Below are 19,750 nucleotides of genomic sequence, written 5' to 3'. Positions count from 1 at the left end.
CCAAAGTAGACGATTCGGTTATTACTAATACGACCCTTAAAATTGCCACTTTTAACTTGTTTAATTACCTTGAGCCGCCTAATGCCTATTATGAATTTGAACGCATATACACCGCAGAGCAGTGGGCTAAAAAGCAGCGTTGGCTTGTAAATTACTTAACCGAGCATCAGCCTGATGTGATTGGTTTTCAGGAAGTATTTAGTATTGAGTCGCTTAAAGAATTAGTTAAAGAGCAAGGTTATGCGTACTTTGCCGTGGTAGATGAGCCCCAGGTAATCGACGACTTTATTTACAAACGCCCTGTTGTGGCAATAGCCGCAAAATACCCAATTGCTGAAGTGGCAACTGTTGAGCACGACCATGAGCTTGCTGATACCCTTGGTTTAACTGAGGATTTTACATTTAGCCGAAAGGTGCTTAGAGCTACAATAACCTTACCGCATATCGGCAACACGGATTGTTATGTGGTGCATTTTAAGTCTAAACGTTCAATGATAGAGCTTGATGAGCAAAACAAAGACCTCACACCCGAAAAAAATATTATCGAGCTATTAAAAGCCGATATAGCAGGGAGTTGGGGCTCAACTATTCAGCGCGGCAGTGAGGCTACATTGCTGATGATAGACATCATTGCACGCCGCGAATCTACACAAAATCCAATGGTTTTAATGGGCGATTTTAACAACGACTTAGCCGATGGCGTTTTAAGCCATTTGTTAACTAATACGCTGCGTTTTGCCTCGACGTTTGACAGTAAAACTTACCTTGTAAAATATTGCCTTAACGATGCGTGGCAGTTATTTGCAAAGTCGCAATTAAATTTGGCTAATCAAAATAATGAAAATACAGTGGATTTAAAGCGAAAGCCTACCCATTATTTTGGCGCGAGCAGCTCAGTGCTTGACTACATTTTGTTGTCTTGCGAGTTTGACTCAAGTTACGACGACAGCTTTTTTGAGGTGAGCCAGTACCATACTTACGATCGTCATTTAATTAACCCTGAATTTGAGCGTGATGATTTAAGCACCGATCATGGCGTGGTATTGATTAGCTTAGCATTAAGGTCGTAGCGGATTTTGTTACTATAAATTGCAAGCTAATTTGCCGCTGACATAATTAATATTAAGGCGCTCAGTAGGTGCCTTGATGTTTTCCCTTTCTTTTATCCTGCTGTTTTAAAAAATCACTAATAATTAGTGCATTAACTCTAATTTATATTGATCCACATCATCTTTATTAACGGTGAGAGTGGTAGATTAGTGACGCTGGATTTTTAAGTTCGTTTAAATCGCTTATTACAACTACCCTTGTTGTACTTACAAAGCAGGGTTGCTTTCATATAACAAATAGCGTGCTGTATCCTAAAAATTTTTACCTTGATTACCCTCACTTACATTACTTTATACATACATGGAGTTTTAGCACATGACAATTAAATCAACGTTCAAATCTTTGAGTAAGCTCGCTGTATTGGTCATTGTGGGGGGCTGGCTGGTATGCTTGGCAAACCTTGCAGCCTACATCATTTGCTGAACAACTCCCTGACAGTGTTGCCTATGGAAATGGGCGAATTGAAGCGACTGAGTACGATATTGCTACAAAATTACCGGGCCGCTTAGTTGACGTTATGGTGCAAGAAGGCGATATGGTCAAAGCGGGTCAAACGTTAGCGGTTATTGATACTGATGATTTAAATGCACAGTTACGTGAAGCTCAGGCGGGGCTTCGTGTTGCTAATGAGTCTCGTAAATACGCATTAGCGATTGTAGAGCAGCATAAAAGTGAGCTTAATTTTGCACAAACTGAATTGCGCCGCTCTGCAAAATTATTAGAAAAAGGCCATATTTCAAAAGAAGTGGTTGATCAACAACGAACCACCTCTGCTATTGCGCAAGCTGCTTTAACCGCGGCAAACGTAAAAGTTGTGCAGTCGGATGCTGAAATAGAAGCAGCGCAGGCACGTATTGAGCGATTACAAAGCAACATAGCCGACAGCACGCTCACAGCACCAATCAATGGACGCATATTGTATCGATTAGCTGAGCCTGGCGAAGTGCTTGGCAGTGGTGGCAAGGTTTTATCTTTATTAGATTTAACCGATGTTTATATGAGTATATATTTACCAACAGCGCAAGCGGGCAAGGTAACAATAGGCTCACAAGCGCGCATTGTTATTGATGCTGTTGCCGAGTATACATTGCCGGCTAAAGTGACGTTTGTATCTGCACAGGCGCAATTTACCCCTAAATCGGTAGAAACCCGAAACGAGCGCGATAAACTGATGTTTAGGGTTAAGGTAAAGCTCGACTCGCAGTTATTAAAAGATCATATCAAACAAGTAAAAACAGGGGTGCCAGGGCTTGCTTATGTGTTGCTAGCACCTGAAAAAATTGGCCTACGTCGTTACAGGTACGAGTACCTGAATAATGGATAACGCTAATAATAACACCGATAAAAACGCGCAACAGCCACCTCTTGAAAGTGTAGTTACGCTTACTAAGGTGAGTCATCGCTATGCTAATAATCGCGTGCTGGACAACATTAGCATTTCATTACCTGCCGGGAAAATGGTCGGTTTTATAGGCCCTGATGGCGTAGGAAAATCAAGCTTATTGGCACTTATAGCGGGGGCAAGGGCGATTCAAGAGGGGAGGTTGAGGTATTAAACGGCAATATGCGTAGCAGTGGTTTTCGTAATACGGTGTCGCCACGCATTGCTTACATGCCTCAAGGGCTTGGCAAAAATGTGTACCCAACACTTTCTGTGTTTGAAAATATAGATTTTTTTGGTCGCCTTTTTTCTCAAAATAAAGCAGAGCGCAAACAACGAATTAATAACCTTTTAAAAAGTACAGGCTTAGAGGCATTTGCCGATCGCCCCGCAGAAAAGCTCTCTGGCGGGATGAAACAAAAACTCGGTTTGTGCTGTGCACTGATCCATGACCCTCAATTATTGATTTTAGATGAGCCAACAACCGGGGTTGATCCGCTATCGCGTCGTCAATTTTGGCAATTAATAAACAGTATTCGCGCTGAAAATACACAGATGAGCGTACTGGTTGCGACCGCCTACATGGAAGAAGCCGATGATTTTGATTGGCTAGTCGCTATGGACGATGGAAAAGTAATCGGTACGGGCAGCCCACAAAACCTAAAAACGCAAACTAACAAAGAATCGCTTGATGAAGCGTTTATAGCATTACTTCCTGAAGAAAAACGTCATGATCATCAGCGGTTAGTTGTGCCTCCTCGTAAACAAGACATAAACACAACCCAGTTCGCTATAGAAGCAAATGGATTATGTAAAACATTTGGCGATTTTACCGCTGTTAACAATGTGAGTTTAAGTATTGAACAAGGTGAAATTTTTGGCTTTTTAGGCTCAAATGGCTGTGGAAAAACCACCACAATGAAAATGCTTACCGGGTTACAACCGTCAACCAGTGGCGAAGCAAAATTGTTTGGTGAAAAGGTCGATGCCAATAACATCGAAAGCCGCAAACGCGTTGGTTTTATGTCGCAAGCGTTTTCGCTTTATAACGAGCTTACAGTGAAGCAAAACTTGGTATTGCATGCACGTTTATTTCACTTACCCGCAGAGAAAATAGAGCCGCGCGTTAAAGATTTAATTACTCGGTTTAACCTTAAAAAATACAGTGACGATTTTCCTACCGATTTGCCCCTAGGTATTCGCCAGCGTTTATCGCTTGCTGTTGCGGTAGTACATAGCCCTGAAATGCTCATACTTGATGAGCCCACATCGGGTGTAGACCCCGTTGCAAGGGATGACTTTTGGCAGTTACTCATTGAGCTTTCGCGCGAACAAGGCGTGACTATTTTTATTTCGACTCACTTTATGGATGAAGCGGCACGTTGCGATAGAATTTCGTTAATGCATGCAGGTAAAATACTTGCCAGCGATACGCCAGCTGCACTGTGCCAAGCGCGTAATACCGATACACTAGAAGCTGCCTTTATTGCTTATTTAGAAGAAGCAGTAAATGCAGCCGGAGCAAGCTCGGCGATACAAGCATCGATAACTGATAAACCCAAAGCTTTGGCTACAGCGCCGGCTACTCGTAAAAATAACAGTAACCCCGCATTTAGTTTGTTGCGGTTATTTGGTTATGCGCATCGCGAAACGCTAGAGTTATGGCGCGATCCTATTCGCCTAACGTTTGCTTTACTGGGCTCAATAATTTTACTGTTTATTTTAGGTTACGGCATTACATTTGATGTTGAAGATTTAAGCTTTGCGGTACTAGATCAAGACCAATCGCCAGAGAGCCGCAACTACATTCAAAATATGGCAGGTTCACGCTACTTTATTCAAAAAGCAGATATTAAAAGCCCGCAAGAACTTGATAAACGAATGCGCAGTGGTGAGTTAAGCGTGGCCGTTGAAATTCCACCTAACTTTGCTCAGCAATTTAAACGCGGCCGTAAACCTGAAATTGTAGTGTGGATTGATGGTTCTATGCCGTTTAGGGCAGAAACGATTAATGGTTATATGAGCGGCGTGTATTACAGCTATTTAACCAACTTATCTTTGCGCACTTATGCGCAGATACCCAATTTAGTGCCAGCTAATATTGAATCTCGCTATCGTTATAACCAAGATTTTAAAAGCATTGAGGCCATGGTGCCGGCGGTTATTCCACTGCTATTGGTATTTATTCCTGCGATATTGATGGCGCTTGGCGTAGTGCGGGAAAAAGAGTTGGGTTCAATCATAAACTTATATGTAACACCGGTTAACCGGCTGGAATTTATTATTGGCAAACAGCTGCCTTACATTTTAGTGAGTATGATCAGCTTTTTTGGTTTAGTCGCACTTGCTATTACCGTGTTTGGTGTGGCGCTAAAAGGCAGCTTTTGGGCGCTTAGTTTGGCTGCATTATTATACGTTACAGCGACTACCGGAGTGGGGCTGTTAATTTCGGCTTTTACAAAAACACAAATTTCAGCATTGGCAGCCACTACGGTGGTTGTGTTGATGATTGCCGTTAACTTTTGTGGGCTAATTGACCCTGTTTCTTCCTTAGAAGGGTTTGGCGCTATTATTGGCAAACTGTTTCCGACCACCTACTTTTTAGAGGCGTGTCGGGGGGTCTTTAATAAAGCGCTTAATTTTTCTGATTTATCAGCCCAGCTACTGCCTTTATTCGCTTTTATACCTGTGCTGACTCTGGCCAGTGTATTTTTACTTCCAAAGCAGGACAAATAGCCATGCAACGTCACGGAAACATTGTTAATTTAGGTATTAAAGAGTTGCGTAGTTTATGGCGTGATAAGGTTTTACTGCTATTTGTTTTTTTTGCTTTTACTGGGTTGATTTATGTGGTGGCTTCAGCCACGTCGATAGAGTTAAATAATGCGCCGATTGCAGTTGTTGATCACGACCAATCGCAATTATCTAAGCGTATTATTAATGCCTTTTATGAGCCTTACTTTAAAACACCAGACAGTATTTCATTAAGCGATGTTGACTCAGCTATGGATAATGGCCGTTATACTTTTGTGCTTAATATCCCGCCTTATTTTGAGCGTGATGTACTTGCAGCTAAGCAACCTACAATTCAAGTAAATATAGATGCTACGCGCATGTCGCAAGCATTTATTGGTGATAACTATATTCAAACCATTATTAAAGGCGAAGTAAATGAGTTTGTGCAAGGTTATCGAACCGTTTATTCACTGCCAATAAAGCAATCGGCGCACATTATGTTTAATCCAAACATGACAAGTGTATGGTTTGGTAGCGTGATGGAATTAATGAACGTGATCACAATGATTTCGATTATTTTAACTGGCGCCGCGGTGATCCGTGAACGCGAACACGGCACATTAGAGCATTTATTAGTGATGCCGTTAAGCCCCTTTGAAATAGTGATGGCGAAAATTTGGGCCAATGGGTTAGTGATTTTATTACTGACTACGTTTTCATTATTTATTGTGATCGAAGGTTTGTTACAAGTGCCTATTCATGGCTCGCCAGGCTTATTTTTATTTGGCGTTGCTATTCATTTATTTGCGACCACATCGCTGGGTATATTGTTGGGAACGCAGGCGCGCACTATGCCGCAACTCGGGTTATTGATGATCTTAATTTTATTACCATTACAAATGCTCTCTGGCGGTGTTACGCCGCGAGAAAGTATGCCTGAGGTGGTGCAAAATATTATGTTATTGGCGCCAACAACGCATTTTGTAAAATTTGCTCAAGCAATTTTATACCGAGGGGCAGGGTGGGATGTAGTTTGGCCTTACTTTTTAGCGTTAGTTGTTATTGGCAGTGTGTTTTTTACTGTTGCATTAATGCGCTTTCGTAAATCAGTGGCGCAAGGTTAGGGTATTAAAATATAACGCGTGTTTTCAAAAAAGTGGCTGTTTAAGATAAAGCCACCCGTTAACGTTAAAGCGCTAATGGGTGGCTACTGAAGATACCATCCGCAATAATAATTAAGCGAATGGGGATGACTTAGTTTAGTCTTGGGTTAATTTCTAAAGGAGACAGCGTAATGGTCTCATTACTGCTTGCTCCTTTATATTCTTGATAGTCTTTGTTTTCAAACAGCGTGTAAAAAGCATCAACATAATCGTCATTATTAGTAAACCATTCATCCGGCATTGCTTTTAGTAGTTCATTGGTCAGCTTAGGGATAATGGCATAACCTTGCGCTTGTAAATCAGGAATGCTCGCCATTACTTGCTCTGATATTTCTAATAATTTTATTGCTAGAGTTTTATAGTTGGTGTTGTCATCTTGTTCCATTAAGAGTAAATCGACCGCTTGCCAACGATAACGCTGCCAATGAATTAAAACCTGATTAGGGCTGTAATCGGTTTTGTCATGATCTAAATAAGGTAAATCAACGATATCTAATATTGGTTCATCTCGGGTCGGGTCGATACCCGTTACAATGGCATAAATTTCAGCACCACCTGAGATCCAAGGTTCTTTGTCATCTTCTAAGCGTATTTTTTTCAATACACTGGTTTGCAGGGGTTGTTCATTGCTTAACTGGTTTTGTGGACTAACCGTGGTTTTACTGAATTTGTTAGCAGATAAAATTCCTCTCATTACTGCAATACCCGCATCTTGTACTTTTTGTTGATCTAATTCGACAATAAATACAGGTTGGGTCGGCATTTGATCAACACTAAGATAGTGAATGTCACCAAACTGATCGAACGCTTCAATCTCGCTCCATTGCGAATCGTCACCAGCAGGTGCAAATGCAAATAAAGGGCGTTCGCCTTGCTGCCAAGCGTTAAGCATTTCATCGCTAGCCAAACGCACTTGTAACAAACTACCGGTGTTTTGTGGTAAACCTTTAAGCTGTTGTAATGCGCTGTTTGCTAAACGAGTATTTTGTTGTGTGTGCATGCCTAAAGACGGTAGCTGATCCGCATTCAAAACCAGTTTATATTGGCTTAGCGTTTGTTTAAGATCAGCGTTTAATACACTGTAATTAAGCGCTATTTGTTTTGCGAAATTGCGTTTAATGGTGGTTACGTCTTTGTATTGCGCCAACTTAGACAAGTTTTCACCTTTTTCGATTTCATATTGAGCTGAAAAAGCGGGCGCTGATACACAGTTCAATAGCGCTAAGGTTGCCAAGCATTTGGTTATTTTATTCATCATATTTATTTTACTGTTCCGTTATCAGTAACGCTATAAAACAATACTTAGAATAAATAATCAAACAAAATTTATAAAGTACGTAATTAGCATTGTTTTTGTGGTGGCGCTTATGCCTATGCTACATAAATACCAAGCAGCTGTTATAAAGTAAGTTTTATATAAAGAGTGAATCTATTACAAAAAGTTATTTTGCGGAAAAGTAATTATTATATACATCAGTGGCTTATATATGGCTTGATAGTTGCTGTAACTACTACTCTAATAACAACACAAAGGATTAAACAATGACCGATATAGCACATTCAGCGTTTTTAGCATTTTATTTATATTTAATTATGGTGTTAGTACAGTGGGCAGTGGCGACGTTTAGTAAAACCAAACAGCCTGGCGCTGTTCCAGGAAAAATTGATAAAGACCTATCTCATGAGAGTTTTATATTTAGAGCGCATCGCACCTTTCATAATACATTAGAAAACAGTGCGTTATTTATAGGAACGGTTTTATTTGCTTTTGTGATTAATTACCACAGTTCGGTTTTTGCAATCTGTATTTGGGTTTACGTCATTGCACGTTTAATTCATATGGCACTGTATTACGCCATTGCCACAGAGAAAAACCCCAGCCCGCGTAGCTACTTCTTTTTGATTGGCGTGATTGCGAATCTAGTTATGTTGGTGATGCTAGGGCTAAGATTAGCCAGCTAATAAAACCTGATAAAGCGAGAAGCATTATTTGCTTCTCGTTTTTTAATTTAATTATCTACTACAGGTTTTTTTGTGCGAGTAACCCAAAAGCAAATTAACGAACCAATAGTCACCAGCACAACACCTTATAAAAAAGAGTCAGCTAAAGCAACGGATAAGTAAATAGAGGCAAACACAGTTGAAAAAATAAGGGTAAAATAAGACAAGGTGCCTAAAAGTATCATATTTCCACCTATAAATGGCTGACTTCACAAAGCAAATCCTGACCCAATAACAAGAGTATCGAGACTGGAAATACGATGATCTACTTATGGAGCTTGAATTTAAGGCAAACGATATACTCTTGCTTATTTCAGCTTAAATAACTATGAATTGTATGCTGTATCGTGGTACGAAAAATCGACATTGGGACGTAAAATTCAGTTTAATACGTCATCATCGATGAAAAAGGTACGTACAAAAGTTCGGCGTTTTAATCGGAACTTCACATAGCAAACTATTGCTTTCTAACCGACCTTTTTCTAAATATATTTGGTTGCCATCCCCAGTGTAGGGCACCGAGCCGTAAAAATACGGTAATAAAGAGTGCGCCTAAAATACACCAAACATAAGGTACTTCTAATAGAAACAGTGTGGCATAAGTTAAGCCGCCAGATAGACACGCGGTGGAGTAGAGCTCTTCGCGCATGACAAGCGGGACTTCACGGCATATTACATCGCGCATTAGACCACCAAAGATGCCCGTGGTCATGCCCATAGTAATAGCCACAATCATCGTAGTGCCTTCGATTAAGGATTTTTCAATGCCAACAATATTAAAAATTGCCATGCCCAAAGCATCGACCAGCAACATGTAATAGTTTGATACGTGAGGTAAATGACGAATAAATATTACGGCGATAAATATGGCGCTGTATGTTGCGTATAAATAATCCGGTTCGGCTATCCAAAATACTGGGTGGTTTAATAATACGTCGCGCAGTGTGCCGCCGCCGAGCGCTGTTACTGACGCGACAACCACAACACCAAAACCTCCAATGTTTTTTTCATGGCCCATCAGAGTACCTGAGATGGCAAAAAACGCTACCCCGATCAAATTTAACAAATGAAAATAGTCAGATGCCATTGTGGTCTCCATACCATTACCAAAAAAGTAGCCTATTAGAATAGCGTACTGATGATTTATTTAGCCTGAACATAGGTATGGTGCATGATTAAGTTTTAAAACAGTGCTTGCAGCGCTCTTATATTCTCAGTACAAGAATGCAAATAAGCGCTGATACAGCTAAATTCGGCACTATAAATTGACTTAAAGCGCAAGTAAATTGAACGCATTAAATGGTTGTTCGTCCATAAATAATTGCTATTAGCTGTTGTTATAGTTATAACTGATGTTGGTTGTTTCAGAAGTTTCTGAAAGTAAAAGGGAGGTTATCGAGTGTTTTGCACTCAAATTACTAGGACAATACCCATCTAATGCGCGTGCTTTGCGCCTCTCTAATTGGAGAAGTAAGTGAATAAACATGTTTTTGCTGCTGCCCTCAGCTCTGTTATGGGCTTTACGCTTCCAGCGTTTGCTGATGTTCCAAACCCGATTGATACCCCATATTCCGGCACTATAAAAATAGCGGTTGATGCCACAGATCTAGCTCATCGTATTTTTAAAATAAACGAAACTATCCCTGTTAATGCTGGTGAAATGACTTTGCTTTATCCACAATGGATACCTGGACATCACTCACCAGTTGGACCAATAAGTCAGTTGGCTGGATTAAAAATGTCAGCAAAAGGTAAAGTGATCGAATGGCAACGAGATCCTGGCAATGTATATGCTTTTAATCTTAAGGTTCCTAAAGGTGTACGTGAGTTGCATGTTGAATATCAATTCTTGTCACCACAAAGTTCAGAGCAAGGGCGCGTTATGATGACGCCAGAAATGCTCAATTTACAATGGGATACAGTAGCGCTTTACCCTGCTGGGCACTATAGCCGTAAAATTAAATTTCAACCGAGTGTAACGTTACCAAAAGGGTGGCAGTTTGCTACTGCACTTGAAAAATCTTCGCAAAAAGGCAATACAGTTACCTTTGAGGGAATTGATTTTGAAAACCTTGTAGACTCGCCAATGTTTGCCGGTAGCCACTATAAGCGTGTTGATTTAAACCCAAATGCAGATACTCCGGTGTTCTTAAATGTCTTTGCCGATAAAGAAAAAGATCTTGAGATCAGTGCAGAAGGGTTAACAGCACACCGTGAGCTTATTCAACAAATGTATGCGCTTTATGGTGCACATCACTTTGATCACTATGACTTTTTACTTGCCCTGACAGATAAGTTAGGCGGCATCGGCATGGAACATCATCGCTCAAGTGAAAATAGCGCGAAAGAAAATTATTTTTCTGACTGGGATAAGTCATGGGTCGGTCGCGATTTATTAGCACACGAATTTAATCATTCATGGAATGGTAAATATCGTCGCCCTGACGCATTATGGACACCGACCTATAACCAAGTTAAAGAAGCTAATGGTTTATGGGTATATGAAGGGCAAACACAGTTTTGGGGGCAAGTCATTGCGGCTCGTTCAGGACTTTGGAGCCAAGAAAATGCGATGGATATGCTAGCTCGTTTAGGTGCAACCTACGACCAAGGACGCCCTGGCATGGCATGGCGTAATATTTTAGATACAACCAACGATCCAACTATCGCTCAGCGTTCATCTTTGCCTTATCGTAGTTATCAAATGAGCGAAGACTATTACTCTGGTGGAGAATTAATTTGGTTTGCGGTTGATGCAAAATTACGTGAATTGAGTAACAACAGTCATTCATTAGATGATTTTGCCCACAACTTTTTTGGCGTAAACCCGGGTGATTGGAATGTGTTGACCTACAAATTTGATGATGTGATTAACACGCTTAATGGTATTGAAAAGTATCAATGGGATGACTTTATTAATTCGCGTTTAAAAGGCCATGTTAACTTATCTAAATCACTGGAAGACCAAGGTTGGAAATTGACCTATAACGATAAAGCCTCTGAGGGCATTAAAGCAATTGAAAGCCGCTATAAATCAACTGATTTACTTTATTCTCTGGGCTTCTCGGTAAATAAAGAAGGCAAAATGCGTGACGTATTATGGGATAGCCCTGCATTTAATGCGGGTCTTGCGCCAAGTATGCAAATTGTTGCCGTTAATAATACTCAATTTAGTGCTGATGCACTCAAAGATGCAGTGACGGATGCTAAAGGCTCAAAAGCGCCAATTAAGCTCTTGGTGAAAAACTTTGATCAGTACAGTGAAATCCAGATCGATTATCATGATGGCCTTAAATATCCTCACCTTGAACGCATTGAAGGTAAGCCTGACTATTTATCACAGCTACTAACCGCACGATAAAATAAATCCGCGTAGGTTTATCAATACTTTTAAATATACCCACAGAGTGTGGGTATATTTATTTTATGCTAACCGATTATGATTTAGCATGTACGTTGGAGTTCTGGTTATTTTTTCATCGCAAAGTAATCCACAACTAACTGCGTCATCGCATTCACGCCTAATTGCAGTGCTTGCTCGTCAGCGAAAAACTGTGGTGAATGATTACTTGCTGCCGTTTTTGCATCTTGACCTTGTGGGGTAACACCTAAAAAGAAAAACAATCCAGGAGTTTCTAAAGCGTAATAGCTGAAATCTTCAGCGCCGGTGATCAAATCAGTGGTAATGATATTCTCAGCCCCAGCAACTTTAGTTAGTGTTGGCGTCATTTTTTGCGTGAGTTTTACATCGTTTACGGTGACAGGGTAGCCGTGGTCGATATGTACATCAGCTTTAGCACCACCGGATTCAGCGACCATTTCAGCTGTTTTCACTAAACGCTTTTTGATATCAGCGCGCATTGCTTGGTCAAAGGTGCGAATAGTGCCAATTAACTCGACACTATCCGGAATGATATTGGAACGTACGCCGCCATTAATAGCACCAAACGAAATAACTGACGGCGCTTTAGTAACATCAACTTGGCGAGATGAAATTGTTTGTGTGGCCATAATTATTTGTGATGATGCAACAATCGGATCAACACCATTCCATGGTCGTGAACCATGAGTTTGGCGGCCTTGTACATTAATTGTAAATGAATCTTCACTGGCCATAAGCGGGCCTTCACGGAAGCCAATTTGGCCTGTGTTTAATGAACTGGTTACATGTAAACCAAACACGGCGTCAGGTTTTTCTTTAAATAAGCCTTCTTTTAGCATGAGTTCAGCACCGCCTTCTTCACCTTCTGGGGCACCTTCTTCAGCTGGTTGAAAGACAAATAATACATCACCCGCTAAGTCATCTTGAATTTTAGCCAACGATTCAGCTACAGCCATTAGAATAGCGACATGGTTATCATGGCCGCAGGCGTGCATAACACCGACTTCGTTACCACGGTAGGTTGAGGTCTGAGTTGAAGCAAACGGTAAATCAACTTGCTCAGTGACAGGCAGGGCGTCCATATCGGCACGCAGCGCCACTAAAGGGCCTTTTTTACCACCTTTGAGTTTAGCAACTACACCCGTATGGGCTATCCCAGTTTGTACTTCGAGCCCCAGTGCTTTTAAATGTTTAGTAATGTATTTAGCCGTTTCAAATTCGCGGTTACTAAGCTCTGGGTATTGGTGAAGATGGCGTCGCCAAGTGATCACTTTTTCACTTACACTGTGGTTAGCTTTTTTAGATTCTTGTTGAGCTGTTGATCAGGAGCAGCTGCAAAACTTGGTGCAGATAACGTACTTAGCAATAAGCCGCTGTAAATAACTTTGTGTAACATAGTGATCCCTTTTATTATTTGATTATTAAAACTAATGTAGAGTAAACCGATATGAATGAACAGGACCGTGCGATAGTTAACCAAGGAAATTGGTTTAGTAGCCGCTCTAAAGAATTTCAACACCAGCTATTGTTACATGCAAAAGTAATTAAACTCGATGCGGGTGAAGCATTATTTTTAAGAGGAGATGAAAATGCGGGTTTATACGCTGTTGTTAATGGAGTTATGCGAGTTAGTGGAGTAAATGGAGAAGGTAAAGAAGCGGTACTGAGTTTTATGAATCCCGCTATTTGGTTTGGTGAAGTTGCTTTATTTGATGGTGGTTTGCGTACCCACGATGTTTATGCACAAACACCCGCTCGATTGCTACATGTACCGCATCGGGCACTGATACAATTATTAGCAATCACGCCTATTTACTGGCATGATTTTGGTGTTTTACTTTCACAAAAAATGCGGCTGCTGTTCACTTCATTAGAAGATCATGCTTTATTAACTGCCCAGCAAAAAGTCTGCAAACGGCTGGTTATGATGGCAACCATGTCGCTGCCCAGTAATACCGCTACTATTATGTTATCGCAGCAACAACTCGCAGATATGACCTATTTAACTCGTCAAACTATTAATCAAATCTTGCAGTTATTAAGTGAAAAAAAGCTTATTTCCCTGCATTACCAGCGTATAGAAATTCTTGATAAACAACAGCTGGCTTTACTTGTACATTAGCTGCGTTATTATTTTTACCTGATATAAGTACATTGGCCTTAAATTTGCTTTATAAAATAAAACTATCAATGGATTTGAAGCAATGAGCTCACTAATATTTAATAATCAGTACCGGACAGAACCTTATAACCCTCCTGTGCAAGCGAAAAGCATAAGCCATCCTAAAGCGGCAACCGAATTGCCAGAAACGGCAATAAATAGCCAAGCTAATACTGTTAGCAGCCCTAAAAACCCTTTATATGGAAAAGACTTTTTAGAAAAAGCAAATGAAGCGCTTATTTATCAACGATTAGGTGTTGATAAAGATAAAATAGCTGAACTTAAGGCCGCGATTGAAAAGCTGACAGAAAAAATACAAGAGCAGGGAGGGGGAATGACGAATTAGCAAAACAAATGGAATCGTTACAAAAAATGCTTGGACAAGAATATCAAAAAGGCCGTGAGTTACAATCTAAAACTCCGGATCACGATAAAGGTAAAATCATAAGCGCATTTGTATAAGTGGATTTTACAAATGTCGGCTAGAAGACATTGTTACGTTGTGTTAACTGCTAAAGTAAATAATAAGATAATTATATAAAGTAAAGAAAATGAAAACACTGCAACAACAACTGGGCAATTATGGCTTATATCACCGTTCAAAACGCAATGTACTCACACACTTTTTTGGTATTCCACTCATTGTATACGCTGTATTGTGTTTATTAGCGCGTATTTATTTACCGGTTGCTGATCATGTTATCAATGGCGCTCATGTTTTTGTGTTAGCTACTGTGATTTATTATTTACTGCTTAATGTCTCACTAGGTTTGATAATGGCTGTTATTTTAGTAGTAATGAGTATAGCGGCTGCGCCAATTGCATCACTTAGTTTTACTAGCTGGTTAGCTGTTAGTATAGGTGTTTTTATTTTTGGCTGGGTTTTACAGTTTATTGGGCATTATTTTGAAGGTAAAAAACCAGCTTTTGTTGATGACATAATCGGGCTTATCATTGGGCCATTATTTGTGCTTGTTGAGGCGCTTTTTTTACTCGGACTATATAAACAACTCGAGCAACAGATCACAGACATTGCGGGTCCTACAAAGCCTTAATAATAATCATAGGTAGAGCATGAACTTTAATAATAAAACGGTGTGGATCACTGGGGCATCATCAGGTATTGGTAAAGAGTTAGCGATACAGTTAGCACACTTAGGCGCTAATATTATTTTATCAGCCAGAAGTGCAGATAAACTAAATCAACTTTGTAGCGAGTTACCGGCTGGACAACACAAAGTAATACCTCTTGATTTATCACAACCTGAGCGGGTACTTGAGTATGTTGCAAATAGTATGGCTACGATTGGTAACGTTGATATTTTAATTAATAATGGTGGCGTGTCGCAGCGTAGTTTGTTTTTAGAAAATGACTTTATTGTGTATCGTCAACTTATGGAAGTTAACTATTTTGGTTTGATTGCGCTAACTAAAGCGGTATTACCGAGTATGGTTAAAAATGGCGGCGGCTGTGTAGTATCAATCAGTAGTGTCGCAGGTAAAGTTGGCTCTAAATTCAGAACCGGTTACTCAGGCTCTAAATATGCAGTCGTTGGTTTTATGGATTGTTTGCGAGCTGAAGTGGCCGATAAAAACATTCATTGTTTGACTATCTGCCCAGGCTCTATAAAAACGGCTATTGCTCATAATTCACTTAATGAACATGGTATTGCGCAAAATAAGGCTGAACACTCCATTGAAAATGGTATGGATGTAACGGCTGCTGTGAAGCAAATGGTCAGTGCAATAGCTAAACGTAAAGATGAAGTGGTGGTTGGCGAGGGGATCAGTGGCTGGGCTCCGACTATAAAACGTTTCTTTCCTAGTTTTTTTAATCGTATGACAGCGAAAAAGAATTATCGTTAAACAAACGATGAATAACACCGTGCTGGTATGCATTAACAGCGGCTTTATAGTTTATAAATTAGCTATAAATTGATTTTTTTGCAGTATTAGTAAACAGTTGTGCGTAGAACGATGGGTTAGAATGTAGAAAAAACAGGCGATCGCTTATGATCTCGCTGGAATTGGTCTTTTATACTTGCACCGATAATTATATGCACTTAAAGTAGCTAAAATGATGTAAACGAGTGATGAATACTGTGGAACAAAAACAACTTAAAGAATTAACACCAGAAGAACAAGAACAAGCAAAGCAGCAAAGTATTGCATGGCAACGTGAGTGTTTTCAAAATGCACAAAAGCATTTAGCAGAGAAGGGCGTAATGCCAAAAACTTTGCTAGAAAAAGAAAGCCGCTTTATCGCTCCGTTATGTGCCCTATGGAAGTTTAAAGGCCAAGACGGTAAAAGTTATTGGGTTATCACCGGTCGCTTACCAACTGATCATGCGTTAGCATCAGTTGCCGAAAATGCGCGTGATGCGCTGCGATATTTTTCTCTGCAATGGCAGTTAAAAGCAGATCAAATTATGCAAACCGGTGGACACGATAAAACTAAAGTTGATTTTGCAAACCTACTAATTAATCGTGCGCATGGTATTTATGAAATGTACGAAAAAGAACAGCTGTGGGCAAACGAAGTTAATTGACCTGAAAGCTTATTTATAATTTTAACTTAAAGATTTTAATATAAAGAACAGCTTTAAAAATTAAAAAAGCGAACGTGTTATGTGGAGTTACACATTAATATGTTCGCTTTTTTAATGCCCATTGCGTTAAATTGGTGGTTTTTAACTCGCTAGGATGGCCATTTTTAATAAATTTTTATCAATGCACCAGTGTAAATGGTTTCGTATTGAATTTATTAATGGGGCATTGCATACGAAGCCGTGGAATACCTGCTTCCATAAACACACAACCTTGTTGTTCAAAGCCATTACGTTTAAATCGTTCTACCTCATTTAAAATACAATTAATGCTGACGCAATCACAACCCTGCTGTTGTGCAAGCTCAACAATATAATTCAGCAATGAACGATAGACGGAGCGATTACGGTGCTCTGGCAGCACCGCAATACGGCCAATAAGGCCATCGCTACATAATCGGCCTGTTGCAACTGGGCCTTGGCTGTCATCTGTTACCAGTATATGATGAGCATATCTATCAAGATTATCAAACTCGATATGTTTGGGAATATGTAGTTCACATACAAATACCCGCTCTCTGATCTGTTGTAGTAACTCCTTGCCTATATCCCATTCTACCTTGTTGATATGATAGCCCATACAAACACACTCCTAGCAAAACCAAATCCCCTCATTAATTAGTGTAGTAAAGGTTTGTATAAAAACTAAACTATTTTTTGAACTATTTAGTTGCTCTGCTGTCACCATAGTATGGTCAGTGAGTAATTTAACCGCAGTTAAGTCACTAACAGGGAGTGGGTAGTTTTCACCATTTACGCTGAGAAGTATTTCATTTTCAAAAACTTGATACAATGCACGGGTGCCACCGAGGCGCTCAAAAATCACATCATCATCATTCAATAGCTCAGCTATTTGTTCACTATTAAATAAATCTTCTGGCGGCATTAAATCCATTTCATGCTTAGGTTGACTAAGTGTATTACCTAACCAAGATTTAAGTAATGCGTCGTCATTTAGGGCCGCTTGCATTAATAGTTTAATGTTTTCGACTTCGCAAGCTTGGATCTCACCTTTAGAATCGCGCAGTGTTATTGCAGGGTCTTGATAACGGCTATTTCCCGCTTCTTTATCAATAATGTGATCAGCAAAGTTTGATAATAGATCGCGTTGATTTGGTGCACGAAATCCGATCGAGTAGTTTAATGCGTTTTCTACAGCATAACCTTCATGTGGGCAGCCCGGCGGGATGTATAAAATATCGCCTGGTTCTAGGATGCAATCAATCACGGCTGGAAATTGTTCAACTTGTAATAAACTTTTATTTTGTGCAAATTGTTTTAGTTTATTATCTGGCATACCGACACGCCAATGACGCTTGCCTTCACCTTGAATAATAAATACGTCATATTGATCTAAATGCGGACCGACTCCACCCCCAGGCGTTGAAAAGCTGATCATTAGGTCATCAATACGCCAATTAGGAATAAACCGAAATGGTTCCAGCAGCTGCGCAGCATTAGGATGCCAATGATCGACTGCTTGTACGAGTAGGGTAGAATGTTGCTCGGTTAGTAATTCAAAATCTTCAAATGGGCCATGATGCGCTTGCCAGTCATTATCATGATTAGTGATAATACGCGATTCAATGCTCTCTTCCATGGCAAGACCGGCAAGCTCATTAGCATCAAGCGGGTCGGCAAAGTCTGTAAACCCTTGCTTGATCAAGAGCGGTTTTTTGCCAATACTGTGTTAGAAAGTCTTGCTCGGATAAGTCGTTAATCGTTAATTGATACATGCTGCGCCCATTAAAATGAAAAAAGCGAAAGGCAAGAGCCTTTCGCTTTATAGTGTATATAAAATAAGTTGTCGCAGAAAGCTTAAACTAGGTTGTCGATAAACTCGACAGCACGACCAATATAGTTAGCCGGTGTTAGTTTTTTCATTTCTACTTTTGCTTCTTCCGGTAACTCTAAACCATCGATGAAGTCAGCCATGATCTCTTGATTTACACGTTTACCACGGGTTAAATCTTTTAGCTTTTCGTATGGTTTTTCGATGCCGTATTTACGCATTACCGTCTGAATTGGCTCTGCTAGCAGTTCCCAGTTCTGATCCAACTCGTCAAGTAATCGTTGCTCGTTTACTTCTAACTTGCTTACACCTTTTAGGGTTGACTGGTATGCAATTAGCGCATAACCCATACCAACACCTAAGTTACGCAGTACTGTTGAGTCAGTAAGGTCACGTTGCCAGCGAGATACCGGCAGCTTTTGCGCTAGATGAGCGAAAATAGCATTTGCTAGACCTAAGTTACCTTCTGAGTTTTCAAAATCAATCGGGTTAACTTTATGTGGCATAGTTGATGAACCAATTTCACCCGCAATGGTTTTTTGTTTAAAGTGATTTAGCGCTATATAGCCCCATGCATCACGGTCAAAATCTAATAAGATAGTGTTAAAGCGAGCAATCGCATCAAATAACTCGGCAATGTAGTCATGCGGTTCAATTTGCGTTGTAAATGGGTTGAATGTTAACCCTAGGCTAGTTACAAATTGCTCAGCATGATTGTGCCAATCGTAATCAGGGTAGGCACTGAGGTGAGCATTGTAGTTACCTACAGCACCGTTGATTTTACCTAGCATTTCAACTTGTGCAATTTGGTCACGTTGACGCTTTAAACGCATATATACGTTGGCAAATTCTTTGCCCATAGTTGAAGGTGTTGCAGGTTGACCGTGAGTACGTGTCATCATTGGTACTGCTTTGTACTCAATGGCTTTTTCTTTAATTGCATTAAGTAGTTGATCACAGTAAGGAAGTAATACTTCGTTACGTGCTTCAGTGAGCATTAAACCGTGAGACAGGTTATTGATGTCTTCTGATGTACATGCAAAGTGAATAAATTCATTAATTGCATGTAACTCGGCGTTGTCAGCTACTTTTTCTTTTAATAAGTATTCAACGGCTTTAACATCGTGGTTTGTAGTACGCTCGATATCTTTTACACGTTGCGCATCGGCTTCGCTGAAGTTATCAACAATCGCGTTAAGTAAAGCATTGGCTTCGTCGCTAAATGCCGGTACTTCTTTGATCGCATCAGCTGCTGCAAGGGCTTGTAACCAACGAACTTCGACTGTTACACGGTATTTTATCAAGCCAAATTCGCTGAAAATACTGCGTAGTTCAGTGGTTTTGCTGCCGTAGCGACCATCCACCGGAGAGATAGCTGTTAACGCTGAAAGCTCCATAATAACTCCTAAATTTTAGTT

14 protein-coding genes and 4 pseudogenes are annotated in these 19,750 nt (G+C 40.2%); 12 read left to right on the top strand and 6 right to left on the bottom strand.

Annotated features, from left to right (window positions below):
- Nucleotides 1-56 precede the first annotated feature (56 nt).
- The 4 genes and pseudogenes from P4S61_RS18650 (at nucleotide 57) to P4S61_RS18635 (ending at nucleotide 6,351) form a co-directional block, all read left to right on the top strand.
- Nucleotides 57-1,070, top strand: coding sequence for an endonuclease/exonuclease/phosphatase family protein (locus P4S61_RS18650; RefSeq protein WP_442961600.1), 1,014 nt, complete (start codon nucleotides 57-59; stop codon nucleotides 1,068-1,070).
- Nucleotides 1,071-1,510: 440 nt separating this feature from the next.
- Nucleotides 1,511-2,434 (top strand): HlyD family secretion protein, encoded by a 924-nt coding sequence (locus P4S61_RS18645; RefSeq protein WP_337118861.1) that lies wholly within the window; start codon nucleotides 1,511-1,513, stop codon nucleotides 2,432-2,434.
- Nucleotides 2,427-5,227, top strand: a pseudogene (rbbA, locus tag P4S61_RS18640) (ribosome-associated ATPase/putative transporter RbbA). Before P4S61_RS18645 ends, rbbA begins: the two are co-directional and overlap by 8 nt.
- A gap of 2 nt (nucleotides 5,228-5,229) precedes the next feature.
- The gene (locus tag P4S61_RS18635) at nucleotides 5,230-6,351 is read left to right on the top strand and encodes an ABC transporter permease (protein WP_337118860.1); all 1,122 of its coding nucleotides are present in this window, start codon (nucleotides 5,230-5,232) and stop codon (nucleotides 6,349-6,351) included.
- Between the two features lie 130 nt (nucleotides 6,352-6,481).
- On the opposite strand, the gene P4S61_RS18630 is transcribed toward P4S61_RS18635, so the two are convergent.
- A complete protein-coding gene (locus P4S61_RS18630; RefSeq protein WP_337118859.1) occupies nucleotides 6,482-7,648 on the bottom strand; it encodes a DUF3103 family protein in 1,167 nt (388 codons plus the stop codon).
- Nucleotides 7,649-7,932: 284 nt separating this feature from the next.
- Between P4S61_RS18630 and P4S61_RS18625 the strand changes: the two genes are divergently transcribed.
- Both P4S61_RS18625 and P4S61_RS18620 read left to right on the top strand, forming a co-directional pair.
- Nucleotides 7,933-8,352: an MAPEG family protein gene (locus P4S61_RS18625; RefSeq protein WP_182819208.1), complete on the top strand. Its 420-nt coding sequence runs from the start codon at nucleotides 7,933-7,935 to the stop codon at nucleotides 8,350-8,352.
- A 274-nt stretch (nucleotides 8,353-8,626) separates the two neighbouring features.
- Nucleotides 8,627-8,844: pseudogene (locus P4S61_RS18620) on the top strand (ClbS/DfsB family four-helix bundle protein); the annotation flags it as partial.
- Nucleotides 8,845-8,848: 4 nt separating this feature from the next.
- On the opposite strand, the gene P4S61_RS18615 reads toward P4S61_RS18620, so the two are convergent.
- Nucleotides 8,849-9,478 carry a trimeric intracellular cation channel family protein gene (locus P4S61_RS18615; RefSeq protein ID WP_182819207.1) on the bottom strand — a complete coding sequence of 210 codons (630 nt, stop codon included), beginning with the start codon at nucleotides 9,476-9,478 and terminating at the stop codon, nucleotides 8,849-8,851.
- Between the two features lie 387 nt (nucleotides 9,479-9,865).
- On the opposite strand from P4S61_RS18615, the gene P4S61_RS18610 reads away from it, so the two are divergent.
- Complete coding sequence (locus P4S61_RS18610) at nucleotides 9,866-11,752, top strand: M61 family metallopeptidase (RefSeq protein ID WP_310736538.1); 1,887 nt, start codon at nucleotides 9,866-9,868, stop codon at nucleotides 11,750-11,752.
- Nucleotides 11,753-11,859: 107 nt separating this feature from the next.
- Here the strand turns inward: P4S61_RS18610 and P4S61_RS18605 are convergent.
- Nucleotides 11,860-13,169, bottom strand: a pseudogene (locus tag P4S61_RS18605) (amidohydrolase).
- Between the two features lie 51 nt (nucleotides 13,170-13,220).
- Between P4S61_RS18605 and P4S61_RS18600 the strand changes: the two are divergent.
- The 5 genes from P4S61_RS18600 (at nucleotide 13,221) to P4S61_RS18580 (ending at nucleotide 16,483) form a co-directional block, all read left to right on the top strand.
- Nucleotides 13,221-13,895 carry a Crp/Fnr family transcriptional regulator gene (locus tag P4S61_RS18600; RefSeq protein WP_337118858.1) on the top strand — a complete coding sequence of 225 codons (675 nt, stop codon included), beginning with the start codon at nucleotides 13,221-13,223 and terminating at the stop codon, nucleotides 13,893-13,895.
- Nucleotides 13,896-13,977: 82 nt separating this feature from the next.
- On the top strand, nucleotides 13,978-14,280 hold the full coding sequence (locus P4S61_RS18595) for a hypothetical protein (protein ID WP_337118857.1): 303 nt from the start codon (nucleotides 13,978-13,980) through the stop codon (nucleotides 14,278-14,280).
- Nucleotides 14,281-14,485: 205 nt separating this feature from the next.
- Nucleotides 14,486-14,989 (top strand): Mpo1 family 2-hydroxy fatty acid dioxygenase, encoded by a 504-nt coding sequence (locus tag P4S61_RS18590; protein ID WP_182819206.1) that lies wholly within the window; start codon nucleotides 14,486-14,488, stop codon nucleotides 14,987-14,989.
- Between the two features lie 19 nt (nucleotides 14,990-15,008).
- Nucleotides 15,009-15,800 (top strand): SDR family oxidoreductase, encoded by a 792-nt coding sequence (locus P4S61_RS18585; RefSeq protein WP_145233125.1) that lies wholly within the window; start codon nucleotides 15,009-15,011, stop codon nucleotides 15,798-15,800.
- 227 nt (nucleotides 15,801-16,027) lie between these two features.
- Nucleotides 16,028-16,483 carry a DUF4826 family protein gene (locus P4S61_RS18580; RefSeq protein ID WP_220491234.1) on the top strand — a complete coding sequence of 152 codons (456 nt, stop codon included), beginning with the start codon at nucleotides 16,028-16,030 and terminating at the stop codon, nucleotides 16,481-16,483.
- Nucleotides 16,484-16,661: 178 nt separating this feature from the next.
- Here P4S61_RS18580 and P4S61_RS18575 read toward each other — a convergent pair whose 3' ends face one another.
- From P4S61_RS18575 to purB, 3 genes and pseudogenes are all read right to left on the bottom strand, one after another.
- A complete protein-coding gene (locus P4S61_RS18575; protein WP_145233126.1) occupies nucleotides 16,662-17,120 on the bottom strand; it encodes a GNAT family N-acetyltransferase in 459 nt (152 codons plus the stop codon).
- A 12-nt stretch (nucleotides 17,121-17,132) separates the two neighbouring features.
- A pseudogene (locus P4S61_RS18570) lies at nucleotides 17,133-18,276 on the bottom strand (ribosomal protein uL16 3-hydroxylase).
- 82 nt (nucleotides 18,277-18,358) lie between these two features.
- Complete coding sequence (gene purB / locus P4S61_RS18565) at nucleotides 18,359-19,729, bottom strand: adenylosuccinate lyase (protein ID WP_145233128.1); 1,371 nt, start codon at nucleotides 19,727-19,729, stop codon at nucleotides 18,359-18,361.
- Nucleotides 19,730-19,750 lie beyond the last annotated feature (21 nt).

This window comes from Pseudoalteromonas sp. B160, assembly GCF_037162485.1.
Taxonomy (GTDB): Bacteria; Pseudomonadota; Gammaproteobacteria; order Enterobacterales; family Alteromonadaceae; genus Pseudoalteromonas; species Pseudoalteromonas rhizosphaerae.
Note: the sequence above shows the minus strand (reverse complement) of the source record. Positions and strands in the feature narration are given on the sequence as shown.